The sequence below is a fragment of the Aeromonas sp. 102P genome, assembly GCF_051920345.1.
GTDB classification, from domain to species: domain Bacteria; phylum Pseudomonadota; class Gammaproteobacteria; order Enterobacterales; family Aeromonadaceae; genus Aeromonas; species Aeromonas veronii.
Genome location: NZ_JBQBCZ010000001.1, coordinates 1,030,482 through 1,053,673, shown reverse-complemented (window position 1 = coordinate 1,053,673; position 23,192 = coordinate 1,030,482). Strand labels below are relative to the sequence as shown.

General features: G+C 61.2%; 20 protein-coding genes. 4 read left to right on the top strand and 16 right to left on the bottom strand.

Features of this window, described 5'->3' with window-relative positions:
• Nucleotides 1–9 precede the first annotated feature (9 nt).
• The 4 genes from alaS to ACTG1K_RS05010 form a co-directional block, all read right to left on the bottom strand.
• Nucleotides 10–2,634, bottom strand: coding sequence for an alanine--tRNA ligase (gene alaS, locus ACTG1K_RS05025; protein WP_236322433.1), 2,625 nt, complete (start codon nt 2,632–2,634; stop codon nt 10–12).
• A gap of 295 nt (nt 2,635–2,929) precedes the next feature.
• Nucleotides 2,930–3,439, bottom strand: coding sequence for a regulatory protein RecX (locus ACTG1K_RS05020; protein WP_101530905.1), 510 nt, complete (start codon nt 3,437–3,439; stop codon nt 2,930–2,932).
• A 44-nt stretch (nt 3,440–3,483) separates the two neighbouring features.
• The gene (gene recA, locus ACTG1K_RS05015) at nt 3,484–4,548 is read right to left on the bottom strand and encodes a recombinase RecA (RefSeq protein ID WP_005348744.1); all 1,065 of its coding nucleotides are present in this window, start codon (nt 4,546–4,548) and stop codon (nt 3,484–3,486) included.
• 80 nt (nt 4,549–4,628) lie between these two features.
• Nucleotides 4,629–5,120 carry a CinA family protein gene (locus ACTG1K_RS05010; protein ID WP_440004889.1) on the bottom strand — a complete coding sequence of 164 codons (492 nt, stop codon included), beginning with the start codon at nt 5,118–5,120 and terminating at the stop codon, nt 4,629–4,631.
• A gap of 250 nt (nt 5,121–5,370) precedes the next feature.
• Here ACTG1K_RS05010 and mutS point away from each other — a divergent pair, with 250 nt between their 5' ends.
• On the top strand, nt 5,371–7,962 hold the full coding sequence (mutS, locus tag ACTG1K_RS05005; RefSeq protein ID WP_440004888.1) for a DNA mismatch repair protein MutS: 2,592 nt from the start codon (nt 5,371–5,373) through the stop codon (nt 7,960–7,962).
• Between the two features lie 76 nt (nt 7,963–8,038).
• Here mutS and ACTG1K_RS05000 read toward each other — a convergent pair whose 3' ends face one another.
• The 4 genes from ACTG1K_RS05000 to ACTG1K_RS04985 all read right to left on the bottom strand — a co-directional run bounded on the left by ACTG1K_RS05000 (nt 8,039) and on the right by ACTG1K_RS04985 (nt 11,237).
• Complete coding sequence (locus tag ACTG1K_RS05000; protein ID WP_204481709.1) at nt 8,039–8,902, bottom strand: patatin-like phospholipase family protein; 864 nt, start codon at nt 8,900–8,902, stop codon at nt 8,039–8,041.
• A 277-nt stretch (nt 8,903–9,179) separates the two neighbouring features.
• The gene (locus tag ACTG1K_RS04995; protein ID WP_429136810.1) at nt 9,180–10,079 is read right to left on the bottom strand and encodes a hypothetical protein; all 900 of its coding nucleotides are present in this window, start codon (nt 10,077–10,079) and stop codon (nt 9,180–9,182) included.
• 74 nt (nt 10,080–10,153) lie between these two features.
• A complete protein-coding gene (locus tag ACTG1K_RS04990) occupies nt 10,154–10,843 on the bottom strand; it encodes an LrgB family protein (protein ID WP_429136808.1) in 690 nt (229 codons plus the stop codon).
• Nucleotides 10,836–11,237, bottom strand: a complete 402-nt coding sequence (locus tag ACTG1K_RS04985) for a CidA/LrgA family protein (protein WP_041202734.1) — start codon at nt 11,235–11,237, stop codon at nt 10,836–10,838. The genes ACTG1K_RS04990 and ACTG1K_RS04985 overlap by 8 nt, the downstream gene beginning before the upstream one ends.
• Before the next feature lie 134 nt (nt 11,238–11,371).
• On the opposite strand from ACTG1K_RS04985, the gene ACTG1K_RS04980 reads away from it, so the two are divergent.
• Entirely contained in the window at nt 11,372–12,256 is an 885-nt protein-coding gene (locus ACTG1K_RS04980; protein WP_139411631.1) for a LysR family transcriptional regulator, read from the top strand.
• Here the strand turns inward: ACTG1K_RS04980 and ACTG1K_RS04975 are convergent.
• Both ACTG1K_RS04975 and ybaK read right to left on the bottom strand, forming a co-directional pair.
• Entirely contained in the window at nt 12,250–13,134 is an 885-nt protein-coding gene (locus ACTG1K_RS04975) for a hypothetical protein (protein WP_440004887.1), read from the bottom strand. The two genes, ACTG1K_RS04980 and ACTG1K_RS04975, sit on opposite strands and share 7 nt — an antisense overlap.
• A gap of 183 nt (nt 13,135–13,317) precedes the next feature.
• Entirely contained in the window at nt 13,318–13,782 is a 465-nt protein-coding gene (gene ybaK, locus ACTG1K_RS04970) for a Cys-tRNA(Pro) deacylase (RefSeq protein ID WP_005336092.1), read from the bottom strand.
• A 217-nt stretch (nt 13,783–13,999) separates the two neighbouring features.
• On the opposite strand from ybaK, the gene ACTG1K_RS04965 reads away from it, so the two are divergent.
• Both ACTG1K_RS04965 and ACTG1K_RS04960 read left to right on the top strand, forming a co-directional pair.
• Nucleotides 14,000–14,428, top strand: a complete 429-nt coding sequence (locus ACTG1K_RS04965) for a GNAT family N-acetyltransferase (protein ID WP_268011868.1) — start codon at nt 14,000–14,002, stop codon at nt 14,426–14,428.
• A 185-nt stretch (nt 14,429–14,613) separates the two neighbouring features.
• A complete protein-coding gene (locus ACTG1K_RS04960) occupies nt 14,614–15,921 on the top strand; it encodes a DUF3644 domain-containing protein (RefSeq protein WP_268011869.1) in 1,308 nt (435 codons plus the stop codon).
• 512 nt (nt 15,922–16,433) lie between these two features.
• Here the strand turns inward: ACTG1K_RS04960 and thiH are convergent.
• The 6 genes from thiH to thiC are packed head-to-tail and all read right to left on the bottom strand — an operon-like array spanning nt 16,434 to nt 22,993.
• Nucleotides 16,434–17,639 (bottom strand): 2-iminoacetate synthase ThiH, encoded by a 1,206-nt coding sequence (gene thiH / locus ACTG1K_RS04955; RefSeq protein ID WP_440006799.1) that lies wholly within the window; start codon nt 17,637–17,639, stop codon nt 16,434–16,436.
• Between the two features lie 20 nt (nt 17,640–17,659).
• Complete coding sequence (locus ACTG1K_RS04950) at nt 17,660–18,427, bottom strand: thiazole synthase (protein ID WP_005357775.1); 768 nt, start codon at nt 18,425–18,427, stop codon at nt 17,660–17,662.
• A gap of 1 nt (nt 18,428) precedes the next feature.
• Nucleotides 18,429–18,635, bottom strand: a complete 207-nt coding sequence (thiS, locus tag ACTG1K_RS04945; RefSeq protein ID WP_101323398.1) for a sulfur carrier protein ThiS — start codon at nt 18,633–18,635, stop codon at nt 18,429–18,431.
• Nucleotides 18,632–19,408, bottom strand: coding sequence for a HesA/MoeB/ThiF family protein (locus tag ACTG1K_RS04940; RefSeq protein WP_440004886.1), 777 nt, complete (start codon nt 19,406–19,408; stop codon nt 18,632–18,634). Before ACTG1K_RS04940 ends, thiS begins: the two co-directional genes overlap by 4 nt.
• The gene (thiE, locus tag ACTG1K_RS04935; protein ID WP_440004885.1) at nt 19,398–21,005 is read right to left on the bottom strand and encodes a thiamine phosphate synthase; all 1,608 of its coding nucleotides are present in this window, start codon (nt 21,003–21,005) and stop codon (nt 19,398–19,400) included. Before thiE ends, ACTG1K_RS04940 begins: the two co-directional genes overlap by 11 nt.
• On the bottom strand, nt 21,002–22,993 hold the full coding sequence (thiC, locus tag ACTG1K_RS04930) for a phosphomethylpyrimidine synthase ThiC (RefSeq protein WP_075116133.1): 1,992 nt from the start codon (nt 22,991–22,993) through the stop codon (nt 21,002–21,004). The genes thiE and thiC overlap by 4 nt, the downstream gene beginning before the upstream one ends.
• Nucleotides 22,994–23,192: the final 199 nt, after the last annotated feature.

Here is a 23,192-nt window from a genome sequence, read left to right as displayed (position 1 = left end):
CTCGCCCGATTACAGGCGCTCTTCCAGCCAGGAGTGAACGGATTGCAGTGCTGCCGGCACCGCCTCAGGCTGGGTACCACCCGCCTGTGCCATGTCCGGACGGCCACCGCCCTTGCCACCCACCTGCTGGGCAACCAGATTGACCAGCTCACCGGCCTTGACCTTGCCGGTCAGGTCGTTGGTGACGCCCGCGATCAAGTTGACCTTGCCATCGGCACAGGTGGCCAGCAGCACGACACCGGACTTCATCTGGTTCTTCAGCTCGTCCAGCATGCCGCGCAGGGATTTCGGATCGGCCCCTTCCAGCGCTGCAACCAGCACCTTCTGACCATTGATCTCGATTACCTGACCCAGCAGGTCGTTACCGGCCTGAGCGGCCAGCTTGGCCTTGAGCTGCTCCAGCTCGCGCTCCATCATCTTGGCCTTGTCCAGCATCTGGCGAACCTTGTCGGCGATGCAGAACTGATCACCTTTCACCAGGGCAGCAGCCTCTTCGATCTGCTCGCCAACCTGATGCATGAAGTCGATGGCCGCTTTGCCGGTCACCGCTTCGATACGGCGCACGCCAGCTGCGATGCCGCTCTCGGCGATGATCTTGAAGAAGCCGATATCACCGGTGCGCTTGGCGTGAGTACCGCCGCACAGCTCGGTGGAGTAGTCGCCCATGCGCACCACACGCACGTCGTCTTCATATTTCTCACCAAACAGCGCCATGGCACCGGCGGACTTGGCCGCTTCCAGATCCATCAACTGGGTGGTGATTTCGTGGTTAGCGCGGATCTGGTTGTTGACCAGCTCCTCGACCCGGCGAATGGTCGCCATGGTCAGCCCCTCGAAGTGGGAGAAGTCGAAACGCATGCGCTCGGCTCCAACCAGAGAACCTTTCTGGGTGACGTGCTCGCCCAGAGCCTGACGCAGGGCAGCGTGCAGCAGGTGAGTCACGGAGTGGTTCAGGGCGATGGCCTGACGACGGTCAGCGTCAACCACGGCTTCCACTTCGGCGCCCTTCTCCAGGGTGCCCAGCTCCATGTAGCCCTTGTGGATGATCGCCTTGCCCGCTTTCAGGGTGTCGGTCACGGCAAAGATACCGTCGTCCACTTTCAGGGTACCGCTGTCGCCGATCTGGCCGCCAGACTCGGCGTAGAAGGGGGTCTCTTCCAGCACGATGACCGCTTCGTCACCGGCGATAAGACCGCTCACCTCTTCCACACCCTTGTAGATACCAACCACGCGGGTGCGCTCGGTCAGGGTCTTGTAACCGGTGAAGGGGGTCTCGAAGTCGAGCTTGAGCATCTCGTTGTAGTTCACGCCGAAGCTGGAGGCCTCTTTGGCACGAGCACGCTGCTTCTCCATCTCGGCCTTGAAGCCCTCTTCGTCGATGCCGATCTCGCGCTCGCGCACCACGTCGGCAGTCAGGTCGGCCGGGAAGCCGTAAGTGTCATAGAGCTTGAACACCACTTCGCCCGGAATAACCTTGGCATCACCCAGGTTGGCCAGAGCGTCTTCCAGCAGCAGCAGACCGCGATCCAGAGTGCGGACGAACTGCTCCTCTTCGATGCGCAGCACGCGCTCGACCAGCGGCAGCTGCGCGATCAGCTCGGCAGCGACATCCTTCATCTGTGCGGCCAGCTCGGCAGCCAGTTTGTAGAAGAAGACATCGGTCGCGCCCAGCTTGCGACCGTGACGCACGGCGCGGCGGATGATGCGACGCAACACATAGCCACGACCTTCGTTGGACGGCATCACGCCATCTGCCACCAGGAAGGCGCAGGAGCGGATGTGGTCAGCGATGACGCGCAGGGACTGGTTGCTCAGATCGGTGGTGCCGACAATCTCGGCCGCTTTCTTGATCAGCGCCTGGAAGATGTCGATTTCGTAGTTGGAGTGGACACCCTGCATGATGGCGGAGATACGCTCCAGCCCCATGCCGGTATCCACGGACGGACGCGGCAGCGGCTCCATGGTGCCGTCAGCCTGACGGTTGAACTGCATGAACACCACGTTCCAGATCTCGATGAAACGGTCGCCATCCTCTTCCGGTGAGCCGGGACGGCCGCCCCAGATGTGATCGCCGTGGTCATAGAAGATCTCGGTGCAGGGACCACACGGGCCGGTATCGCCCATCGCCCAGAAGTTGTCGGAAGCGTAAGGGGCACCCTTGTTGTCACCGATGCGCACGATGCGATCGGCCGGGACACCGACCTCTTTTTCCCAGATGTCGAAAGCTTCATCGTCAGTCGCGTAGACGGTCACCAGCAGGCGATCTTTCGGCAGCTGCAGCACCTCGGTCAGGAAACCCCATGCAAACTTGATGGCATCCTGTTTGAAGTAGTCACCGAAGCTGAAGTTGCCCAGCATTTCGAAGAAGGTGTGGTGACGAGCGGTATAGCCGACGTTTTCCAGATCGTTGTGCTTACCACCGGCACGCACGCAACGCTGGGAAGTCGTCGCGCGATTGTAGGCACGCTTGTCTGCGCCAAGGAACACGTCCTTGAACTGGTTCATACCCGCGTTGGTAAACAACAGGGTCGGGTCGTTATGCGGTACCAGCGAGCTGGAGGAGACAACCTGGTGCCCCTGGGAACGGAAATACTCGAGAAACGCAGCGCGAATCTCTGACGTGGACATATACATGGAAAATCCTGCTTGATTCGAATACGGACTTTTAACCGCATTAATGTAAGTTTTCTGCGGGGTAAAGTAAAACGGACAGGGCCGCCACGGGCGAAAAAGCGCACATAAACGGGCCAGAAAAGAGCGGCACCGCCTACAGTGGCTTTTTCCAGTGTCGAGAGGCAAAAAAGCAGCGCATAAAGAGGGCTGAGATAAACAAAAGGCCGCTTTTTCGGGATTATGCGCGCAAGCTACTGAACGGGCAGGAAAAACCTGCCGCAAGGAGAGGTGAAACGGCGTTTGCCACGCAGTGGCGTTACTCTTCCCGCTCCTGCAGGGCCGAGATGGCGTAACGGGCCTGATCCTGGGTAAAGCCGCGCCCCAGCAGATATTTGAGCCACTTCATCCGCAGCTTGAAATCGGCCAGATCGGCCACCCGGGCGCGCCGTTCGAGCAGGGCAAACGCCAGTTCGAACCAGTCCAGCTCCGGCTGATCGAATGCGGCATCAATCTGCATATCGTCGAGCCCCTTGCGGCGCAGATCGAAGCGGATCTTGATGGGGCCATGGCCCTTGGCGGCACCGGCCCGCACCGCCATACCGCCGTAACGTTCGTCATTGACCCAGTTGTAACCGCGGCAGTAGTCGACCACCGCCTCGATCACCTCTTCATTGAAGCCCTGCTGGCGCAGCCGGTTGGCCAGCTCTGACTCGGCACTCTCGCGGCGGGCCAAACTGCGCATGGCAAAGGCGCGGGCGGCGGCAAGCTGCTCGGCAAAGGTCGGTTCGGCAGGCTCGACCGGTTCGGTAACGGATTCATCAACCATCATAAATAACAAGGCCGGGTATCTACCCGGCCTTCCTTTGTTCCTTATTCGAACTCTTGTTCGCTTTCGGCATCGAACTCGTCTGCCTCAACCGGTGCAGCCTTGTCATCGACAGGCACTGCGCCGGAGAGCAGCAGCTCGCGCAAGCGGGCTTCCACTTCGCCAGCCATCACCTTGTTCTCGGCGAACAGCTTCATCACGTTGGCCTTGCCCTGACCGATCTTCTCGCCGTTGTAGCTGTACCAGGCGCCGGCCTTGTCGATCAGCTTGTGCTTGACGCCGAGATCCACCAGCTCGCCCTCTTTGGAGATACCGGCGCCGTAGAAGATCTGGAATTCGGCCTGCTTGAAGGGCGGGGCCACCTTGTTCTTGACCACTTTGACGCGGGTCTCGTTACCGACCACTTCGTCGCCTTCCTTGATGGCGCCGATACGACGGATATCCAGACGCACGGAGGCGTAGAACTTGAGCGCGTTACCACCGGTAGTGGTCTCCGGGCTACCGAACATGACGCCGATCTTCATCCGGATCTGGTTGATGAAGATGCACAGGCAGTTGGCGTTCTTGATGTTGGCGGTCAGCTTGCGCAGCGCCTGGGACATCAGACGGGCCTGCAGGCCAACGTGGGAGTCACCCATCTCCCCTTCGATTTCCGCTTTCGGCGTCAGGGCCGCCACGGAGTCGACGATGATAACGTCAACCGCGTTGGAGCGAACCAGCATGTCGCAGATCTCCAGCGCCTGTTCACCGGTATCCGGCTGGGAGATCAGCAGGTCGTCGACGTTGACGCCCAGCTTGGCAGCGTAGATAGGGTCGAGGGCGTGTTCCGCATCGACGAAGGCACAGGTCTTGCCTTTCTTCTGGGCTTCGGCGATCACCTGCAGGGTGAGGGTGGTTTTACCGGAAGATTCCGGGCCGTAGATTTCGACAATACGGCCACACGGCAGACCGCCAATGCCCAGCGCCACGTCCAGCGAGAGGGAACCGGTAGAGATGGCTTCGATATCCATGGTCTTGCTGTCGCCCAGACGCATGATGGAACCTTTGCCGAACTGCTTTTCAATCTGACCCAGCGCAGCCGCCAGTGCCTTCTGTTTGTTCTGATCCATGCCAATCTCCGCTGGAAATCGTGAGTAAGAAGTGAAGTTGGGCTAAGTATACTGTCTATTCATACAGTATCAAGCCCAATTTATCTGAGCAGCGCCAACAGACCCGACAAGGCCTGTCTCACCGCCAGCTGGCGTACCTGTCGGCGATCCCCGTCGAAGCGGGCGAGCAGGGAGTGGTGACGACCGTTGCGGTCGGCCCAGGCGAACCAGACGGTGCCGACCGGCTTGCCTTCGGTGGCGCCGCCGGGGCCGGCGATGCCACTGATAGCAACGCTGATGGAGGCAGACGAATGCGCCAGCGCGCCGCGGGCCATCTCCAGCACTACGGCTTCACTCACCGCACCGTGCTGTTCAAGGCTATCGCTGCTCACCCCCAACATCTGCTGCTTGGCCTCGTTGGTGTAGGTGACAAATCCGCGATCGAACCAGCCGGAGCTACCCGCGATGTCGGTGATGGCGCTGGCCACCCCGCCGCCGGTACAGGATTCGGCGGTCGCCGCCAGCCAGCCCCGCTGGCCAAGGGTCCGTCCCAGCTCGATGGCAAGGTGCTCTATCTCTGCATCCAGTTTCATCACGACTCCTTATGATCCGCTCAAGGGGCACATTATGCGATCCCGCTAGCGCCGCCCGCAACCACGGCAGACCGCCCTTGCCTGCCACAATGTGAGGTGCCGCACCTGTGCCATGCCTTCAATAGCGCAGAGCAACCGCGCCCGGAACACCTGCTCCCCCGTCGCGGCGCTTATGTGTAGAATGGCGCCATCAAGCCCAAGGCTCATCACCGCAGACACTGGCCCGCAGAGGCCCCTTCTGGAACAGAACATGACCGCACAACACCAAGCCAGCGGCGCCACAAGCTCCGCTCCCGGCGCCAATCTGAGCGCCCACACGCCCATGATGCAGCAGTACCTTGGCCTCAAGGCCGAGAACCCGGAGATCCTGCTGTTCTACCGGATGGGCGACTTCTACGAGTTGTTCTATGACGATGCCCGCAAGGCCTCCCAGCTGCTCGACATCTCCCTGACCAAGCGCGGCCAGTCGGCCGGTAGCCCCATCCCGATGGCGGGTGTTCCCTATCACGCCATCGAGGGTTATCTGGCCAAGCTGGTGCAGCTCGGCGAATCTGCCGCCATCTGCGAACAGGTGGGGGATCCCGCCACCAGCAAGGGGCCGGTGGAGCGCAAGGTCATTCGCATCATCACCCCGGGCACCGTCTCCGACGAGGCGCTGCTCAGCGAGCGGCAGGACAACCTGATCGCCGCCGTCTACCACGATGGCCGCCGCTTCGGCTATGGCACCATGGACATCGGCTCCGGCCGCTTCTTCATCAACCAGTTCGAGAAAGAAGAGACCCTGCTGGCGGAGCTGCAGCGCACCAATCCGGCGGAGCTGCTCTACCCCGAATCCTTCGCCTTCCTGCACCACGTCGAGGGTCGCCGCGGTCTGCGCCGCCGCCCGGAGTGGGAGTTCGAACTTGGCACCGCCCGCAAGCTGCTCTGCCAACAATTCGGCACCCAGGATCTGGTGGGCTTTGGCGTCGAACAGAGCGAGACCGCCCTGTGCGCTGCCGGTTGCCTGATGCAGTACGTTAAGGACACCCAGCGCACCGCCCTGCCCCACATTCGCAGCGTGCGCCTCGAGCAGCCGGATCACGCGGTCATCATGGATGCCGCCACCCGTCGCAATCTGGAGCTGACCCAGAATCTGGCCGGCGGTCACGACAACACCCTCTCCGCCGTGCTCGATTGCACCGCCACGCCGATGGGCAGCCGGCTGCTCAAGCGCTGGCTCCACCAGCCGATCCGCGATCGGGTAATCCTGAAAGGTCGCCAGAGCACCATCAAGGAGCTGATCGAGCAGAACCTCTATGACGAGTTGGGCGGATTGCTGCGTCAGGTCGGCGATGTGGAGCGGGTGCTGGCGCGTCTGGCCCTGCGCTCGGCCCGTCCGCGCGATCTCACCCGGCTGCGGCAGGCTTTTGCCCAGCTGCCCGAATTGCAGCGCTTGCTGGCGGAGAGCGAGCACGAAGCGGTGCAGCAGTTGCGCGAGCGGGCCAGCACCTTCCCCGAGCTGCTGGACCTGCTGGAGCGCGCCGTGATGGAGGTGCCGCCGGTGCTGATCCGCGATGGCGGCGTGATCCGTGAAGGGTTCAACGCCGAGCTGGACGAGCTGCGGGATCTGGCCAACGGCGCCACCGCCAGCCTCGCCCGCATCGAGGAGCGGGAGAAGCTGCTGACCGGCATCAACACCCTCAAGGTGGGTTACAACAAGGTGCACGGCTTCTATATCGAGGTGAGCCGCGCCAACAGCCATCTGGTGCCGGCCCACTACATCCGCCGCCAAACCCTCAAGAACAATGAACGCTACATCATCGACGAGCTGAAAAAATACGAGGATCGGGTGCTCACCGCCCAGGCGCAGGCGCTGGCGCTGGAGAAACGCCTCTACGAGGAGCTGCTCGATGCTCTGCTACCGCATCTGGGCGATCTGCAGGAGTCCGCTGCCGCGCTGGCGGAGCTGGACGTGCTGGCCAACCTGGCCGAGCGGGCCGAGACCCTCGACTATCGCTGCCCCACCCTCATCGACGAAGATCAGATCATCATCGAGGCGGGCCGCCATCCGGTGGTGGAGCAGGTGATGACCGACCCCTTCATCGCCAACCCCATCCGGCTGGAGCGGGAGCGGCGGATGCTGATCATCACTGGCCCCAACATGGGCGGTAAATCCACCTACATGCGCCAGACCGCGCTGATCGTGCTGCTGGCCCACATCGGAGCCTTCGTCCCCGCCGACAGCGCCCGCATCGGCCCCATCGACCGCATCTTTACCCGCATCGGGGCATCGGACGATCTCGCCTCCGGCCGCTCCACCTTTATGGTGGAGATGACCGAGACCGCCAACATCCTCAACAACGCCACCGCCCGCAGTCTGGTGCTGATGGACGAAATTGGCCGCGGCACCAGCACCTACGACGGCCTCTCGCTGGCGTGGGCCTGTGCCGAACAGCTGGCGAGCAAGATTGGCGCCTACACCCTGTTTGCCACCCACTACTTCGAGCTGACCCGCTTGCCGGAGTTGATGAGTGGGCTGGCCAACGTCCACCTCGATGCGGTAGAGCATGGCGACACCATCGCCTTTATGCACGCGGTGCAGGAAGGGGCGGCCAGCCGCTCCTACGGCCTGCAAGTGGCAGCGTTGGCCGGGGTGCCGAAATCGGTGATCCAGCAGGCCCGTCACAAACTGCACGAGCTGGAGAGCGCCACTCCGGTCGCCGCCGGTGAAAGCAGCCCTGCCCCGATGGCCCTCGCCCCGCAGCCTCATCCGGTGGTGGAAGAGCTGGAAGCGCTGCATCCGGACGAGCTAACCCCCCGTCAGGCACTGGATCTGCTCTATCGCCTCAAGCAGATGCTGTAATCAGCGACTACCGCACAAGCATGCAAAAGGGGAACCGCGAGGTTCCCCTTTCTATATTCAGCACCCGGCAAACCAGTCAGGCCACCGCTCGCGCCTCTCCACGGGCCCGCAGCAGGCTCTGGCGCCCCTGCCAGTAACCCTGCAGATAGCCAGACTCCAGCTTGACCGGGTCCTGGGTAAAACGGGAGACCATGAAATCGGTCGGTGGCGCGATCACCTCGATCTCGCAATCGGCAGGGGGATTGGCGATGAAATCGAGTGCCCGGTTGTAGGCGCGATCCCGCGCCAGCATGGCTTGCGCCAGCGCAGGTTGGGTTTTCAGCAAGGCTTTGACCATCCAGCAGAAACGGGCCGGCTTCTTGCGATATCCCCAGGGTTCCGACAGCACCACTGTCATCCGCCGCGCCCCGCGCCGATAGGCCTCGATCACCGGAATGGAGTCGCTGATCCCGCCATCGGCCATCGGGCGACCTTCGACGCAGGGGGTATCGTGCTGCACCACCGGCAGAGCGCAGGTGGCAGTCAGCACCTCATCCATGTTGTCGGGCCGCACCGGCAGATAGATGGCCTTACCGCTCGCCACATCGGTCGCCACCGCGTAAAAGGGAATGTCGCGGGCGCAGAAGGTCTCGAGATCGAGCGGGAAGCGATGGCGACTGGCCTGCCACAGCCAGCCGATGTCCACCAGATCGCCCCCTTTGACGAAACGCAGGGGATCGAGAAAACGGGAGCTGCAAGCCAGCTCGGTGATGATGTGGTGGCTGCGGCGCGGCTGCTCGCTCAGGTAGGAGACCAGATTGGTGGCACCGGCCGAGACGCCCATGACGAAATCGAACGGATAGTGATGGCTTTCCACGAAGGCATCGAGCACGCCGCTGGCAAAGATGCCGCGCATCGCGCCCCCTTCGACAATCAGGGCGCAAGAGTGGGAATTAAACATAACAAGGCTCCGTCAGCTGTAATACCTGCCGGGATCGATCCCGGCCCAGTGATGGACGCCTTCATGCAGAACATCAAGACGCCGCAGCAGGACGATTCAGGCTCACTCGCACAAGCCAGAAGCGGGCAGGAGCAAACCTGAACCGTGAAGCGACCCCCAGTATATGCAGCGCACCAACCTTCAAAAAATGAATTTAAATAATAAAAAACATGCCTTTTTGGCATGATTTAGCACATCAGCAGAAACGGCCCTTTATCCGGAAACAGCACCATCAGGATCAAGGCAGCCCGGGCCCGAACGTCCCGTCGACGGGGTTGTAGTGGTAGGCCCGATAATCAAAGTCCACCTTATCAAGGCGCGGATTGGCCAACTCGAACAACAGGCGCCTGGGGAGCTGCGCCTGCTCGAGGGAAGGTTTGAAGTGGCGCAGCCAGAGCTGTTGCAGCGAACCATCCCGCCACGCCAGCTTGAGGCCGACCGATAGGCGGCGGATGGCGGCCTGATTATCCTTGTGGGTGTAGAAGAGGTGGAGGAAGGGATAGTGCAGGGCGATATGCTGCTCCACGGTGAGGCCGGGCATATCACTGTGCTGCTCCTGCTCGATAAAGAGCTCGTTGGCCCCGCGGCAAAACAGATCGATGCGACCGCGCGCCACCAATTTGAATAGCCGCTCGTAACCGTCGATCTCCTGCACCTTGAATCCCCCATGACGCAGGATCTCCGCATCCTGCCAGCCACGCCCCTGCCCGTGCAGAAATTGCTGCAGCTCGGTCAGGGTATTGACCCTTGCCACTGCGTCGGCCTGCTGCGGGCTGACAAAGCAGATGCGATAACCGAGGATGCCCAGCTCCACCGGAAAACGAACGTAATCCAGCGCTTCGCTCTCCGCGGCCGGACGCAGACTGTCGGCCACAAACAGATTGGGGTATTGCTGAGTCTGCACAATCTGTCGCATCCGGATACGGTTCATCGGCGGCGCGGTCCGCAGCTCGTAGTCACCGAAGCTGTCGCGGGTCTTCTCCAGCGCCAGCTGCAACAGATCGCGAAAATAGAGGGTACGCAAGTCCCGATCGCTCTCGGGGCTGATGTGAGTGATGACGTCGCTCGCCCGTAGGGGGGCGGCAAGAAGTGAGAGGCTGCACAGCAGCAAGAAGGACGCGAGGCGATGAAAGGTCATACTGCTCATCCCGGAAATACACGCTCACTAGAGTGTAGCGCCGGGATGGGCCGCCTTGTAAAGGGAAGCTCAGCCTACCAGAACATCCGGCCCAGCAGGGGCGCCAGCAGCACGGTCACCATGCCGGCAATCATCATCACCATGCTGGAGACCACCCCCTCTTCGTTACCCATCTGATAGGCCTTGGCGGTGCCGGCACCGTGGGCCGAGGCGCCAAACCCCGCCCCCTTGCCGAGACGACTGCGAATGGCCAGCACGGTGAGCACGCTCTCCCCCACCGCCATGCCGATGACGCCGGTCAGCACCACAAACAGCGCCGTGAGATCGCTCTGACCGCCGATGGCGCGGGTCGCCTCCACCGCAAACGGCGTGGTGATGGAGCGCATCGCCAGACTGCGCTGCAGCATGTCGGAGAGATCGAGCCAGCGGGCCAGCAGCACGGTACTCCCCACCGCCATGATGACCGAGGCGACCACCCCCACCGACAGCGACAGCCAGTGGCGACGAATGAGCTGGCGGTTCTCGTAGACCGGCACCGCGAAGGCGACGGAGGCCGGGCCCAACAGCCAGAGCAGCCAGTGGGACTCCGCCATGTAGTCCTGATAGGGGATGTGGAACAGCAGCACCACGGCCACCAGCAGGGTCGGCGCCAGCAGCAGCGGCATCAGCGGCAGGATCCGCTTTTTGCCGTAGAGCCATTTGCTGGCGTAGTAGAAGAGCAGAGTGAGGGCGAAACAGATCAGCCCGAGCAGGGTATCAGACATGACGGCGACTCCGGCGGGCCAGTTTCAATTCGAGGCGGTAAACCCGATCCACCACCAGCGCCGTGGTGCCGAGTACCAAGGTGGTGCTCACCAGCAGCACCACCATGATGCGCCACCCCTCTTGCAGCAGCAGCTCCTGATAGTTGACCACCGCCACTACGGCGGGGACGAAGAAGAGCAGCATCTCCGCCAGCAACCAGCGCGCACCGGCACTGAACCACTCGGCCTTGACCACTCCGAGCAGGATGCAGGCCAACAGCAGCAACATGCCGGTGAGGTTGGCGGGCAGGGGCAGATGGAGGGTTCGAACCGCGGTATCGGCCAGCAGCCAGATGGCTGCCAGCAATACAATCTGGAAGGGCGTCTGTAACCAGCGCAAGCAGAGGGCTTTCATGATCATCGTCTTTCTGTGAACCGACTCACAGTATAGAGTTGAGCAAAACCTGCCAGAAATGAATTAAAATTATCGAATTCATGCCGCATAGGCATACTTCATCCCGTACCCGCCAACACGAGTCGAGAGAGTCCATGGATATTCGCGCCCTGCGCTATTTTGTCGAACTGGTACGGGAAAAAAGCTTCACCCGCGCCTCTGAAAAGCTGTTCGTCACCCAGCCCACCATCAGCAAGATGATCCGCAATATCGAAGAGGAGCTGGGTCAACCCCTGCTCAACCGGGAAGGACGCCGCTTCACCCTGACCGACAGCGGCCAGGTGCTGTTCAACCGGGCCCAGACCATCTTGGCGGAGATGCAGCAGCTGGAGGCCGAACTGGCGGATCTGCAGAGCCTGCAACACGGTCGCCTCACCCTTGGCATTCCCCCGATGGTGGGTCACGTCTATGCGGATCTGATCCGCGCCTACCGCACCCGCTATCCCAAGGTGGAGCTGACCCTGGTGGAGTACGGCGGCCGCCGCATCGAACAGGCGGTGCTGGAGGGGGAGCTGGATCTCGCCATCACCATGCTGCCGACCAAAGAGGGGGGTGCCCTCAGCGCGCTGGAGCTGGATCAATACCCGATCCGGGTGGTGCTGCCGGATCAACCGCGCTGGCATGGCGAAGCGCCGCTGCGGCTCGAGTCCCTGCAGGAGGAGCCCTTCCTGCTCTATACCCAGGCGTTTACCCTGAGCGAGCGGCTGGAGCAGGCGTGTCAGGAAGCGGGCTTTGTGCCGCAGGTGGCGGCGCGCAGCAGCCAGTGGGATTTTCTCACCGCCATGGTGCGCAGCGGCATGGGAGTCGCCTTCTTGCCGGAGCCGGTCTGCAACCGGCTGACCCCGGATGGTCTGGTGCTGCGACTGCTGGAGCCCGAATTGAGCTGGCGACTCGGGGTGATCTGGCCGAGCGAGCGCTACCTGTCGCGCACCGCCGAGGCCTGGCTGGCCCTCTGTCGCCAGCGGCAGGCACCTCAGTAATCGCCGAAGCGATTGGTCTGCGGATTGTAGAAGTAGGGGTGGTAATCGAAGCTGATCCCGTCGAGGAAGGGATTATCCAGCCGCAACAGTCGGCGCTGGGAGAGTTTGGCAAAGGCGATGGCCGGGCCAAAGCTCTTGCGCCACAGCGCCTGTAGCGAGCCATCCTGCCACGCCAGCTGCAACCCCCGCTCGACCCGCTGCAGCGCCTCGCGATTGTTGGGATTGGTGTAGAAAACCCGGGGCAGCGGGTAGTAGATCAACAGCGCGTCATCCACCAGCAGATCCGTCATCTCCTTGTGGGTCAGCTGCTCGCTGCGCAGCTCGCTCACCCCACGGCAGAAGAGATCGAAGCGGCCCCGCGCCACCATTTTGAACAGTTTCTCGTACCCCTCCACTTCCACCACCTCCATCCCGGCGTAGCGCAGGATATCCACATCCAGCCACCCCTTGCCCTGACCAAATGTGAACTGGCGCAGCCCCTTGAGGTCGGTCACTTTGCTCACCGCCGCCTTTTGCTGCGGACTGACAAAACAGATGCGGTAGCTGACGATCCCCAGATGGATGGGAAAACGGACATAGGCGAGCCCCAGATCCTCGCGGGTGCTGCTGTAGCTGTCCATCACAAACAGGTTGGGATAACTGTTGAGCTGCATGCTGACCCGCTCGCGCGCCTTGGTCATGGGCGGCGCAGGCTCCAGCAGATAGTCGCCAAACTGGTCACGAGTCTTGTCGAGGGCGAGCCGCAGCAGCTCCCGATCATAAGTGGTGCGCGGATCCCGCTCGCTCTCCGGGCTGATGAAGGTAAACCGGGTGGCAGCCTGTCCGGTCAGCGACAACATGCAGAACAGAGCGGCAGCCAGCAGATGCAGGGGTGACATAAACCGCGCCTTGGTTGAAGGGTTACTTTCAGTGTAGCCCTGAGCGTGGGCCCCCCACCTTGGCGCGGCCTGTGCGAGGATAAGCAACACGACAAACAGGAGGATGCGGGCAGATATCCTCACGAGTCACATCGCCTCCGGGCCACCACCGGCCCGGAGGGCAGGTTCACACCGTGCCCGGCACTACTCTTCGCCGATGGGAGCGGCGATCCACTTCATCAGCGTCAGCATATCCTGCGGCGCCACGCCGACCGAGAGACCGCGCTTGCCGCCGCTCACCAGGATCTCGTCAAACTGCAGCGCCGACTCGTCGAGCACGGTGGGCAGCAGTTTCTTCTGCGCCAGCGGGCTGATGCCGCCCACCTTGTAACCGGTCAGCTTCTCCGCCTCCGCCGGTTTCATCATCTCCACCTTCTTGAGGCCGGTCGCCTTGGCCAGCTGTTTCAGACTGCACATGCCGGATGAGGGAACGATGGCCACAACTGCTTGCTTGTCGTGATGGGCAACCAGAGTTTTGAACACCTGCGCCTCCGGCAGCCCAAGCTGGGTCGCGGCATGCTTGCCGAAATCATCGTGGGCTTCACACTCGTAGGGGTAGAGCTTGTGGGGGATCTTGAGCTTCTTCAGCAGGTTGATGGCAGGAGTCATGATGGTTGCCTTGAATCGAATCGCATAAAAACAAGGCCAAACAGTCTGCGCCTCACTCTGGGGTGATGCAAGGGGGATGGAAGTTGCAAGGGCCATTGACTGGCCGCCATACCATGCACGCTGGCGGCGAGCGACCAGAACACTTGACCAAACAGAGTCCAAACGGGTATTGCTTTAACCCTTTGACGCCGCCACAACCCATACAGCAGGAGCCCATATGCAACTCACCCCACCCCAACCGCCTCAGGACGATGATGTTGAAGCTCTGCGCATAGGCCTGACGGGCTACAACGTAAGTCAGGCGGGCCCTCAACTGTACGAACTTCGGCGCGAGCGGATCGCCAGCTTTATCAAGGATAAAGAGGGCAAGGTACACGGCGGCATCATCGCCGACATCAAGTGGGGCTGGCTGCACGTCGACTGGCTCTGGATCGATGAAAGCATCCGCCGCGATGGCTGGGGCGGCCGCCTGCTCGGCGCCATGGAGCAGTACGCCCAAAGCAAGGGCATCAGCAACTACCATCTGGAAACCACCAGTTTTCAGGCCCTCCCCTTCTACCAGAAGCAGGGTTACGAGGTCTTTGGCCAGCTGCCCGATATGCCGCCGGGGCATATCAGTTATTTTCTGAAAAAGCAGGAGCACTAATTGAAGATCCTGCCACCTGTCAAAAGGGGGATACCCCAGAACATACATTCCATCATTTCGCATCGGCGATGTAGAGGGTGCACCAACTCACATTAAAAGACTCAAATGCTTCATCATGGGATTGGTTGGAGCTACACTGCCACAAGATGATTTTTAATATATATAATTATTATCTCGGGGTGTTTATGAAAATAAGTAAGTCTCTATCTTCATTGTTTCTATTTCTTCAAGAAAAAGAAAAAAATGGTATTTCTTTCTCCCTAGAAGAAGTTCTTTCTGCGACAGGATGGAAAGCAACAACATTCAGAACTTATTGGATAAAAGGGCAACTAGCAGACTTCATCAGTGAAACCCCAGATGGTTTATATGATGCGTCAAACTGTCAAAATATATCAGAAGTAGAGTTTTCAAAATTACTATCCCAATCCAAAAACAGGAGAGGATTAGGTCACAACTGTAGGTCAAAATTAGCCAAAGCATTATTATCAAAATCTAAAGACAATATGCTCCTTGCCTTGGAGTTATACAATAGGCCATCCTTGGAGAACAAGATGGATGCTTTCTCAATGTGTTTTTGCACGGCGTGGGAGCAATTTCTAAAGGCTGCACTCATAGAACGAGATGGTGAAAAATCTATTTTTCGAACCAAGACAAAAGGATTCAAAGAAACAATATCCTTACGGGAGTGCTTAGAAAGATATTACCCTGCGAATTCTAAAATAAGAAAAAACATAGAGCAGGTCGCTTATTTTAGAGATCAAGCTGTTCATCTACTTATGCCGGAGATACAAGGAATTATATCCAGAGTATTTCAGTCTGGAGTCCTTAACTACACGTCGCAATTCGAAAGTTTCACTGAGGTTTCATTTATAAACAATAGCCACACTGGCATGATTTCCTTAGTTGGTGAATTTAAATCACCACCTATATCTATAATGAAGTCAACTTATGGTGACATTGCTGATGACATCCTAGAATTAGCGACATCAATCGAAAATGAGGTAAATCAAAGCAATGACATTGAGTTTGCCATTCCACTTAATGTAAAACTAATATTTGCTACCGATGATGCTCAAGGAAATACTATTGCGTTAACCAGAGCGGAGGATGGTATTGAAGCCCTTAGACAAGCACTAATAATAGAAAAGCCAACCGATCGAGAAAAGACTCATCCATTCTTACAGAAGGATGCGATCAATGAAATAAACTCTCGACTACAAGACAGATATGATGAGAGTGTTCTTAAAAAGCATTTGTCACATGATAAGAACACAGGCATACCACTAATAAATAAAAATTGCTTCGATGCTGTCGCATTCAAGAATTCGTGGAAATCATGTAACAATAAGTTCCATTATAAGAATGCAAACCCAGAACTACACTATTACTCCATTGAGCTAGTCGAAGAATTTATCAAAAAAACAATGGAGCACTGTGATTATTTAAAAAATGCCAAGAGGAGCTATAACCTCGCAAGAAAACAAAAAAACTAATAATCCCATAATGTACAGTTCTATTTATCACCTACGCTCCCTTTGAGGTTATGGCTGGCCCGGTATTTTTTCCCCCTCCAATCCGCCGAGGGGAAGGTGCAAGGTCAGGAGCGCCATCAGGGATGATGGCGCAGACGCAGCCGGCACAGGGATGTGCCGTCTGCGGCGGTCTGTCCGACCTTGTTCCTGACCCGAGGGAAACCGCGTAGCGGTCGGGTTGGCGGGGGTGGCCTTTCTTTTGGTGACTTTTCTTTGGCCACGCAAAGAAAAGTTACTCGCCCAAGCCCGAAGGGCGGGCGAAACCCCTTCGAGGCCAGCGGCCTCGCGTCCTGCACGGCAAAGCCGTGCCACCACACAACGGCCCCTGCCGCCAGCGCCATACCTCGGAACGGACGATTACGCCTACCGGCTAATCGACCCTACGATTGCACGGCGCAGCCGTGCCTGCTCGCCACTGGCTAGGAGTCTGGCTGGACGACGGGATGCCAGCGGCAAAGGAGGCGTGGCCGCCCCTATCGGCCCAAGAAGGGTTCCCAATCCTTAAACACCGGCTGCAAACCCGCCTGCCGCACGGCGGCGGCGACTTCCCCCACCGGGCGGTCGTCGTGGATGGCGAACTGCTCCAGCTCCTCTTTATCCCCCTCGGCATAGCCACCCGGCTGGGTGCGCGACTCGGCCGACATCTGGGTGATGCCAAGGCGCACCGCGCCGTTGCGAAAGATGGCGGACTCGCGGGTAGAGAGGGACAAGTCCAGCGTGGGCGAGAAGAGGCGCCAGGCGCAGATCAGCTGGGCCAGCTGGCGATCCGACATGACCACGGCAGGCTCCAGCCCACCGGTGCAGGGGCGCAGGCGCGGGAAGGAGAGCGAGTAACGGCTCTGCCAGTGGTGGCGCTCAAGCCAGCTCAGATGCTCGGCGACAAAGTAGCTGTCGGCGCGCCAATCCGAGGAGAGACCGATGAGCGCCCCCAACCCGATTTTATCGATACCAGCGCGGCCCAGCCGATCCGGCGTGGCAAGGCGCCATGCGATGTCCCGCTTGTTGCCGCGCAGGTGGTGGCGGGCGTAGGTGGGGGCGTGGTAGGTCTCCTGATAGACCATGACGGCGTCGAGGCCGAGGGTTTTCAGCTCGGCATATTCGGCCTGCGAGAGGGGCTGCACCTCCATCCCTACCGTGCTGAAGTGGCGGCGGATGATGGGCATTACCTCGCGAAAATAGGCGAGCCCCACCTTGTGCTCGTGCTCGCCGGTCACCAGCAGCACGCTGTCGAAACCGCGCGCCTTGATGGCCAGACACTCGCGCTCAATCTCCTCGCTATTCAAGGTCTTGCGCTTGAGGCGGTTGCTCATGGAGAAGCCGCAGTAGGTGCAGTCGTTGGCACAGAGGTTCGACAGATAGAGCGGCACATAGAAGCCGATGGTGTTGCCAAAGCGCTGGCGAGTGAGCCGCTCAGCCTCGGCCGCCATCTGCGGCAAAAATGCCTCGGCAGCCGGCGAGATCAGCGCCATAAAATCGGCCAGGGTGCGGCGCGGGGCACTCAGGGCGCGTGCCACATCGGCGGCAGTTTTGGCGCGGATCTGCATACCGATATCGTCCCAATCCAGCTCCTGCCATCGGTCGAGAAAGGTAGGCTCCTTAGCCCTCACCCCCAGCCCCTCTCCCAGAGGGAGAGGGGGGCAAACCTCTGGCTGCCCTTGGGGCAAGGGGGAGATGTTCATGGTCGCCCCTGTTTCATGACTCATAACGCCCCCAGAAAATCGGTGAGCGGGCTGGAGGCTTGCGCCTGCAGGGCGCGGGCGCCAAGGCCTGCCTCATAGGCGCTGCGACCGGCGGTGCAGGCCAGCGCAAAGGCGCGGCCCATGGCGACCGGGTCGCCGCTCACCGCGATGGCAGTGTTGACCAGCACGGCATCGGCGCCCAGTTCAAAGGCGGCGGCGGCGTGGCTCGGCGCACCGATGCCCGCATCCACCACCACAGGCACATTGGCCTGCTCGACGATGATGGAGAGAAACTCCCGGGTCACCAGCCCCTGATTGGAACCGATGGGCGCACCGAGCGGCATCACGGCGGCGCAGCCCACCTCTTCCAGCCGCTTGCAGAGCACGGGATCGGCGCCGCAGTAGGGCAGCACCACAAAACCCTCTTTCACCAGCTGCTCGGCGGCTTTCAGCGTCTCGATGGGATCGGGCAGCAGATAGCGCGGGTCGGGGTGGATCTCCAGCTTGAGCCAGTTCGTCCCCAGCGCCTCGCGGGCGAGGTGGGCGGCAAACACCGCCTCGGCGGCGGTCTTGGCACCAGAGGTGTTGGGCAGCAGCTTGACCCCGAGCTGCAACAAGGGGCTCAGGATATCGTCGTGGGCCTTGCCCGGTTCGAGCCGCTTGATGGCCATGGTGACCAGTTGGGAGCCGCTCGCCTCGATGGCGGCGGCCATCAGGTCAGGGCGGGCAAACTTGCCGGTGCCGGTAAAGAGACGCGATGAGAAGGTGTGATCGGCAATTGTCAGCATGTCAGCCTCCCGCAATGGCGGTAAAGAGGTGAATTTCGTCCCCGTCATTGAGACGGGTCTCGGCCCAGCGGCCACGGGGCAGCACGGCGCCGTTAAGGGCCACCGCCACCCCCTGTGGATTAACGTCTTGCGCCGCCAGCAGGTCGGCCACGCTCTGCCCTGCCGCCAGCGACTGGGCTTTATCGTTGAGTCGAATGGTCAAGGTCATGGGGTGATCTCCTTACGCTGCCCGCAGACCGGGCAATCGGGATCGGGGGCCAGAGTGAGGGTCTGCCACTGATGGGTCAACGCATCGAAACGGCGCAGAGTGCCAGCCACCGGGCTTGGCATCCCTAACAGCAGTTTCAGTGCCTCCAGCGCCTGCAAAGAGCCCATCACCCCGACCAGCGGGCCGGTGACACCGCTGGTCTCGCAGCTCTGGGAGAGCTTGGTATCCAGCGGATATAGGCAGGCGTAGCAGGCGTGCTCACTGCTGGTTCGCGCCATCAGCTGCCCCTGCCAACCCACTGCGGCGGCGGAGATCCAGGGCTTGCCCTGAGCCACGCAGGCGGCGTTGATGGCCTGGCGGGTGGCGAGGTTGTCGCAGCAGTCGATCACCAGATCTACCTCGGCCACAAACTCCGGCAGGCTGGCGGCATCGAGCCGCTGGTTAATGGCAATCAGCTCCACCAGAGGGTTGTGGGCGGCCAACCGCTCGCGGGCCAGCTCCGCCTTGGAGTGGTTGACCGCCTCGCTATCGAACAGGATCTGGCGCGGCAGATTGCTGGAGTCCACCGTGTCGCCATCGGCCAGCCACAAGGTGCCCACACCAGCCCCGGCGAGATAGAGGGCGAGCGGCGAGCCAAGCCCGCCGAGGCCCACGATCAGCACAGACTTATCTTTAAGCCGTGCCTGCCCTTCTTCGCCCACTTCCGCCAGCATCAGCTGGCGGCCGTATCGCAAATACTCTTTGTCACTAAGAGAAGCGGCATCAGAGCGCATGTTCTGCCTCCCGTATAACGGTGGCCGAGCGTGGCTCATCCCCTGCCCCCACGGCCGCGAGCAGCCGCTCGGTCGCCCCCTGCCAGTCGTCGCTCGCCGTGATGGCCGAGACCAGCGCGATACTGCCGACCCCGCTTGCCTTGACCGCCGCCACCCGCTCCTCGCTGATGCCGCCGATGGCCACCGTCGGCCACTCCGCCATCAGGGCGCGGTAGCGGTGCAGCCGCACCAGCCCCTGAGGACGCGAAGGCATCGCCTTGGTGTTGGTCGGGAAGATATGGCCGAGCGCCATATAGGAGGGGGCCAGCTCGCGCGCCCGCATCAGCTCGAAGTAGCCGTGGGTGGAGATGCCAAGGCGCAGCCCGGCCGCCTGAATGGCGGCGAGATCGGCGGTCTCCATATCCTCCTGCCCCAGATGCACGCCCCAGGCGCCCGCCTCGATGGCCAGCTGCCAGTAGTCGTTGATAAAGAGCCGCACCCCATGACGGCGACCAAGCTCAACCGCATCGCGAATGGCCGGTGCTACCTGAGCGGCGGGCAGATTCTTGATCCGCAGCTGAATGGTCTTGACCCCCTGCCCCAGCAGGCGGCGCAGCCACTTGACCGAATCGACCACCGGATAGAGACCGAGGTTGTGTTCGGTCGGCGCGAAGGGGCCCTGCGGCAGGCGGGCACTGCTTGTCTCATAAAGTCCGAAGCGGCGATCGAGGGTTGACCCCGCCAATACGGCGCGGGGGAAGTGAGCCAGATCGGCTGGCCAACCGAGATGGGCGATGGGGCCGGGGCCTGCCCCCACTCCTTGCGCCGCCGCCAGCCCCTGTTGCAGGTAGGCGCGAGCGAGGGTGATGGCGTCCTCTACCGGATAATCCTGCGCCACCACGGCGGCGATGGCGCTGGCGTAGCAGCAGCCGGTGCCGTGGCCGTGGCGGGTATCGAGGCGCGGCGCCGCCAGCCAGAATTCGCGGGTCTCATCCTGGTAGTAATCGAGGCAGAGATCGCCACTCCACTCCAGATGGCCCCCCTTGACCAGCACGGCGCGGGCGCCGAGTTCGCGCAGGCGGCGGGCGGCAAGGCGCACCAGTTCGGGGCTGCTGACCGGCAGTCCGGTCAGGGCTTCCAGCTCGGGGCCGTTGGGGGTAATAAGCGACAGACGTGGCAGCAGCTGTTCGCGTACCGCCTCCAGCATATTGGGCTCCGCCATCGGGGTGCCGGTGCTGGCAATGGCCACCGGATCGTAGACCACGAAGGGCGCCTCGATGGCCGCCAGTCGGCGGGCCAGCACCTCGACGTGAAGCCGGGTTGGCAGCAGGCCGATCTTGATGGCGGCAGGCGGCAGATCGACGCCGAGGGCATCGATCTGGGCGGTGAAGGTCTGCATCAGCACCGGGTCAACCATCTTCACCGCCACCGAGTTCTGGGCGGTAATGGCGGAGATGACCGAACAGCCGTGCACGCCGAGGTCGTGCAATGTGTGCAAGTCGGCCTGAATGCCGGCGCCGCCGCCGGAGTCGGAACCGGCGATGGTCCAGACAACTGGGCGGGAGTCCGTCACAGGCGGCAGATCGGCGGGGCTGACAGCCCCGCTTGCGCTGCTCACGCCTCCTCCCCTGCGGCCTGTTTCAGCGCCGCTGCCTGATGGTAGATCTCGCCGCCAGTCTCCTTGAAGGTCTCTGCCATGCGGGCCATGCCGCTCTCCACCTGAGCCACCACCTGCTCCTGCTGGCCATCCATACCGACCAGCTTGATCTCAACGGCTTCCAATTTCGCCGCGTAATCACGCACATCCTGAGTGATCTTCATGGAGCAGAACTTGGGCCCGCACATGGAGCAGAAGTGAGCCACCTTGCCGGACTCCTGCGGCAGGGTCTCGTCGTGGTAGGCACGGGCGGTGTCGGGGTCGAGGGCCAGATTGAACTGATCCTCCCAACGGAACTCGAAGCGCGCCTTGGACATGGCGTTGTCGCGGATCTGGGCGCCCGGGTGCCCCTTGGCCAGATCGGCGGCGTGAGCAGCGATCTTGTAGGTAATCAGCCCCTGCTTCACATCCTCCTTGTTGGGCAGGCCCAGATGCTCCTTGGGGGTGACGTAGCAGAGCATGGCGCAGCCGTACCAGCCGATGAGCGCGGCGCCGATGCCGGAGGTGAAGTGATCGTACCCCGGCGCGATGTCGGTGGTGAGCGGGCCCAGCGTATAGAAGGGCGCCTCGTGGCAGTGCTCCAGCTGCTCGGTCATGTTGCGCTCGATCATGTGCATCGGCACGTGGCCGGGGCCCTCGATCATCACCTGCACGTCGTACTCCCAGGCAATTTTGGTCAGCTCGCCCAGGGTGCGCAGCTCGGCGAACTGGGCCTCGTCGTTGGCGTCATAGACGGAGCCGGGCCGCAGACCGTCGCCCAGCGACAGCGCCACGTCATAGGCGGCGCAGATCTCGCAGATTTCGCGGAAGTGCTGGTAGAGGAAGTTCTCCTTGTGGTGCGACAGGCACCACTTGGCCATGATGCTGCCGCCGCGCGACACGATGCCGGTGAGGCGCTTGGCGGTCATAGGCACGAAACGCAGCAGGACGCCGGCGTGGATGGTGAAGTAGTCCACCCCCTGCTCGGCCTGCTCCAGCAGGGTATCGCGGAACAGCTCCCAGGTGAGGTCTTCGGCGATGCCGTTGGTCTTCTCCAGCGCCTGATAGATGGGCACGGTACCGATGGGCACCGGGCTGTTGCGCAGGATCCACTCGCGGGTCTCGTGGATGTAGCGACCGGTGGAGAGATCCATGACGGTGTCGGCGCCCCAGCGGGTCGACCAGACCAGCTTCTCCACCTCCTCTTCGATGCTGGAGGTGACCGCCGAGTTGCCGATGTTGGCGTTGATCTTCACCAGAAAATTGCGGCCGATGATCATCGGCTCCGCTTCCGGGTGGTTGATGTTGCTGGGGATGATGGCGCGACCGGCGGCCACCTCATCACGCACAAATTCGGGGGTGATGTTCTGGGGCAAACGGGCACCGAAATCGCGGCCCGGATGCTGGGTGCGCAACAGCTCGGAGCGCACCCGCTCACGGCCCATGTTTTCGCGAATGGCGATAAATTCCATCTCGGGAGTGACGATGCCGGCACGGGCATAGTGCAGCTGGGTAACCCGACGACCCGGCTTGGCGCGGCGCGGCTTGGGCAGATGTTCGAAGCGCAGGTGATCCAGCCCTTCGTCGGCCAGACGCTCCTGAGTGAAGGTAGAGCTGAGCCCCGGCAGTTCGTCGGTATCATCGCGCTCCAGCACCCAGTTTTCCCGCAGGCGCGGCAGGCCGCGGCGCACGTCGATGGCGACCCCCTCCTCCCCGTAACGGCCAGAAGTGTCGTAGACCGGGATCGGTTCGTTGGGTTCGAACTTGGGATCTTCTTTGGTGCCGCCGACGAAGGTATCAGCCAGCTGGATCTCCCGCAGGGGAACACGAATATCGGGGCGGGAGCCTTCGATAAAGATGCGACGGGAGTTGGGGTGAGCCATCCCCTTGAGGCTGTCGATAAAGGCCTGAGCGCTGGAGCGCTGCTCGCGGCGGCTGGATTTGGTGGTATCAGATACAGAAGTAGACATAGCAAAACTCACATTAACTGGTTGAAGTTATGGGTGTTTGCTTGTCTGGAGTTCGAGGAGAAGATGAACTTGCGGCGGGGTGTTTATCTCGGGAGGGAGTGCGTACGGGATGGATCTCCGCGCCGCTGTTCTGCCACTTCCCGCTCTCTGCATGCTGTGGGCAAGGCGCCCCACGTGCTGGAAAACCGGACGGGACAGA

Coding starts and splice junctions, on each gene's coding strand:
- alaS (WP_236322433.1), bottom strand. CDS start 2,634: ATGTATATGTCCACGTCAGAGATTCGCGCTGCGTTTCTCGAGTATTTC.
- ACTG1K_RS05020 (WP_101530905.1), bottom strand. CDS start 3,439: ATGGTTGATGAATCCGTTACCGAACCGGTCGAGCCTGCCGAACCGACC.
- recA (WP_005348744.1), bottom strand. CDS start 4,548: ATGGATCAGAACAAACAGAAGGCACTGGCGGCTGCGCTGGGTCAGATT.
- ACTG1K_RS05010 (WP_440004889.1), bottom strand. CDS start 5,120: ATGAAACTGGATGCAGAGATAGAGCACCTTGCCATCGAGCTGGGACGG.
- mutS (WP_440004888.1), top strand. CDS start 5,371: ATGACCGCACAACACCAAGCCAGCGGCGCCACAAGCTCCGCTCCCGGC.
- ACTG1K_RS05000 (WP_204481709.1), bottom strand. CDS start 8,902: ATGTTTAATTCCCACTCTTGCGCCCTGATTGTCGAAGGGGGCGCGATG.
- ACTG1K_RS04995 (WP_429136810.1), bottom strand. CDS start 10,079: ATGACCTTTCATCGCCTCGCGTCCTTCTTGCTGCTGTGCAGCCTCTCA.
- ACTG1K_RS04990 (WP_429136808.1), bottom strand. CDS start 10,843: ATGTCTGATACCCTGCTCGGGCTGATCTGTTTCGCCCTCACTCTGCTC.
- ACTG1K_RS04985 (WP_041202734.1), bottom strand. CDS start 11,237: ATGAAAGCCCTCTGCTTGCGCTGGTTACAGACGCCCTTCCAGATTGTA.
- ACTG1K_RS04980 (WP_139411631.1), top strand. CDS start 11,372: ATGGATATTCGCGCCCTGCGCTATTTTGTCGAACTGGTACGGGAAAAA.
- ACTG1K_RS04975 (WP_440004887.1), bottom strand. CDS start 13,134: ATGTCACCCCTGCATCTGCTGGCTGCCGCTCTGTTCTGCATGTTGTCG.
- ybaK (WP_005336092.1), bottom strand. CDS start 13,782: ATGACTCCTGCCATCAACCTGCTGAAGAAGCTCAAGATCCCCCACAAG.
- ACTG1K_RS04965 (WP_268011868.1), top strand. CDS start 14,000: ATGCAACTCACCCCACCCCAACCGCCTCAGGACGATGATGTTGAAGCT.
- ACTG1K_RS04960 (WP_268011869.1), top strand. CDS start 14,614: ATGAAAATAAGTAAGTCTCTATCTTCATTGTTTCTATTTCTTCAAGAA.
- thiH (WP_440006799.1), bottom strand. CDS start 17,639: ATGAACATCTCCCCCTTGCCCCAAGGGCAGCCAGAGGTTTGCCCCCCT.
- ACTG1K_RS04950 (WP_005357775.1), bottom strand. CDS start 18,427: ATGCTGACAATTGCCGATCACACCTTCTCATCGCGTCTCTTTACCGGC.
- thiS (WP_101323398.1), bottom strand. CDS start 18,635: ATGACCTTGACCATTCGACTCAACGATAAAGCCCAGTCGCTGGCGGCA.
- ACTG1K_RS04940 (WP_440004886.1), bottom strand. CDS start 19,408: ATGCGCTCTGATGCCGCTTCTCTTAGTGACAAAGAGTATTTGCGATAC.
- thiC (WP_075116133.1), bottom strand. CDS start 22,993: ATGTCTACTTCTGTATCTGATACCACCAAATCCAGCCGCCGCGAGCAG.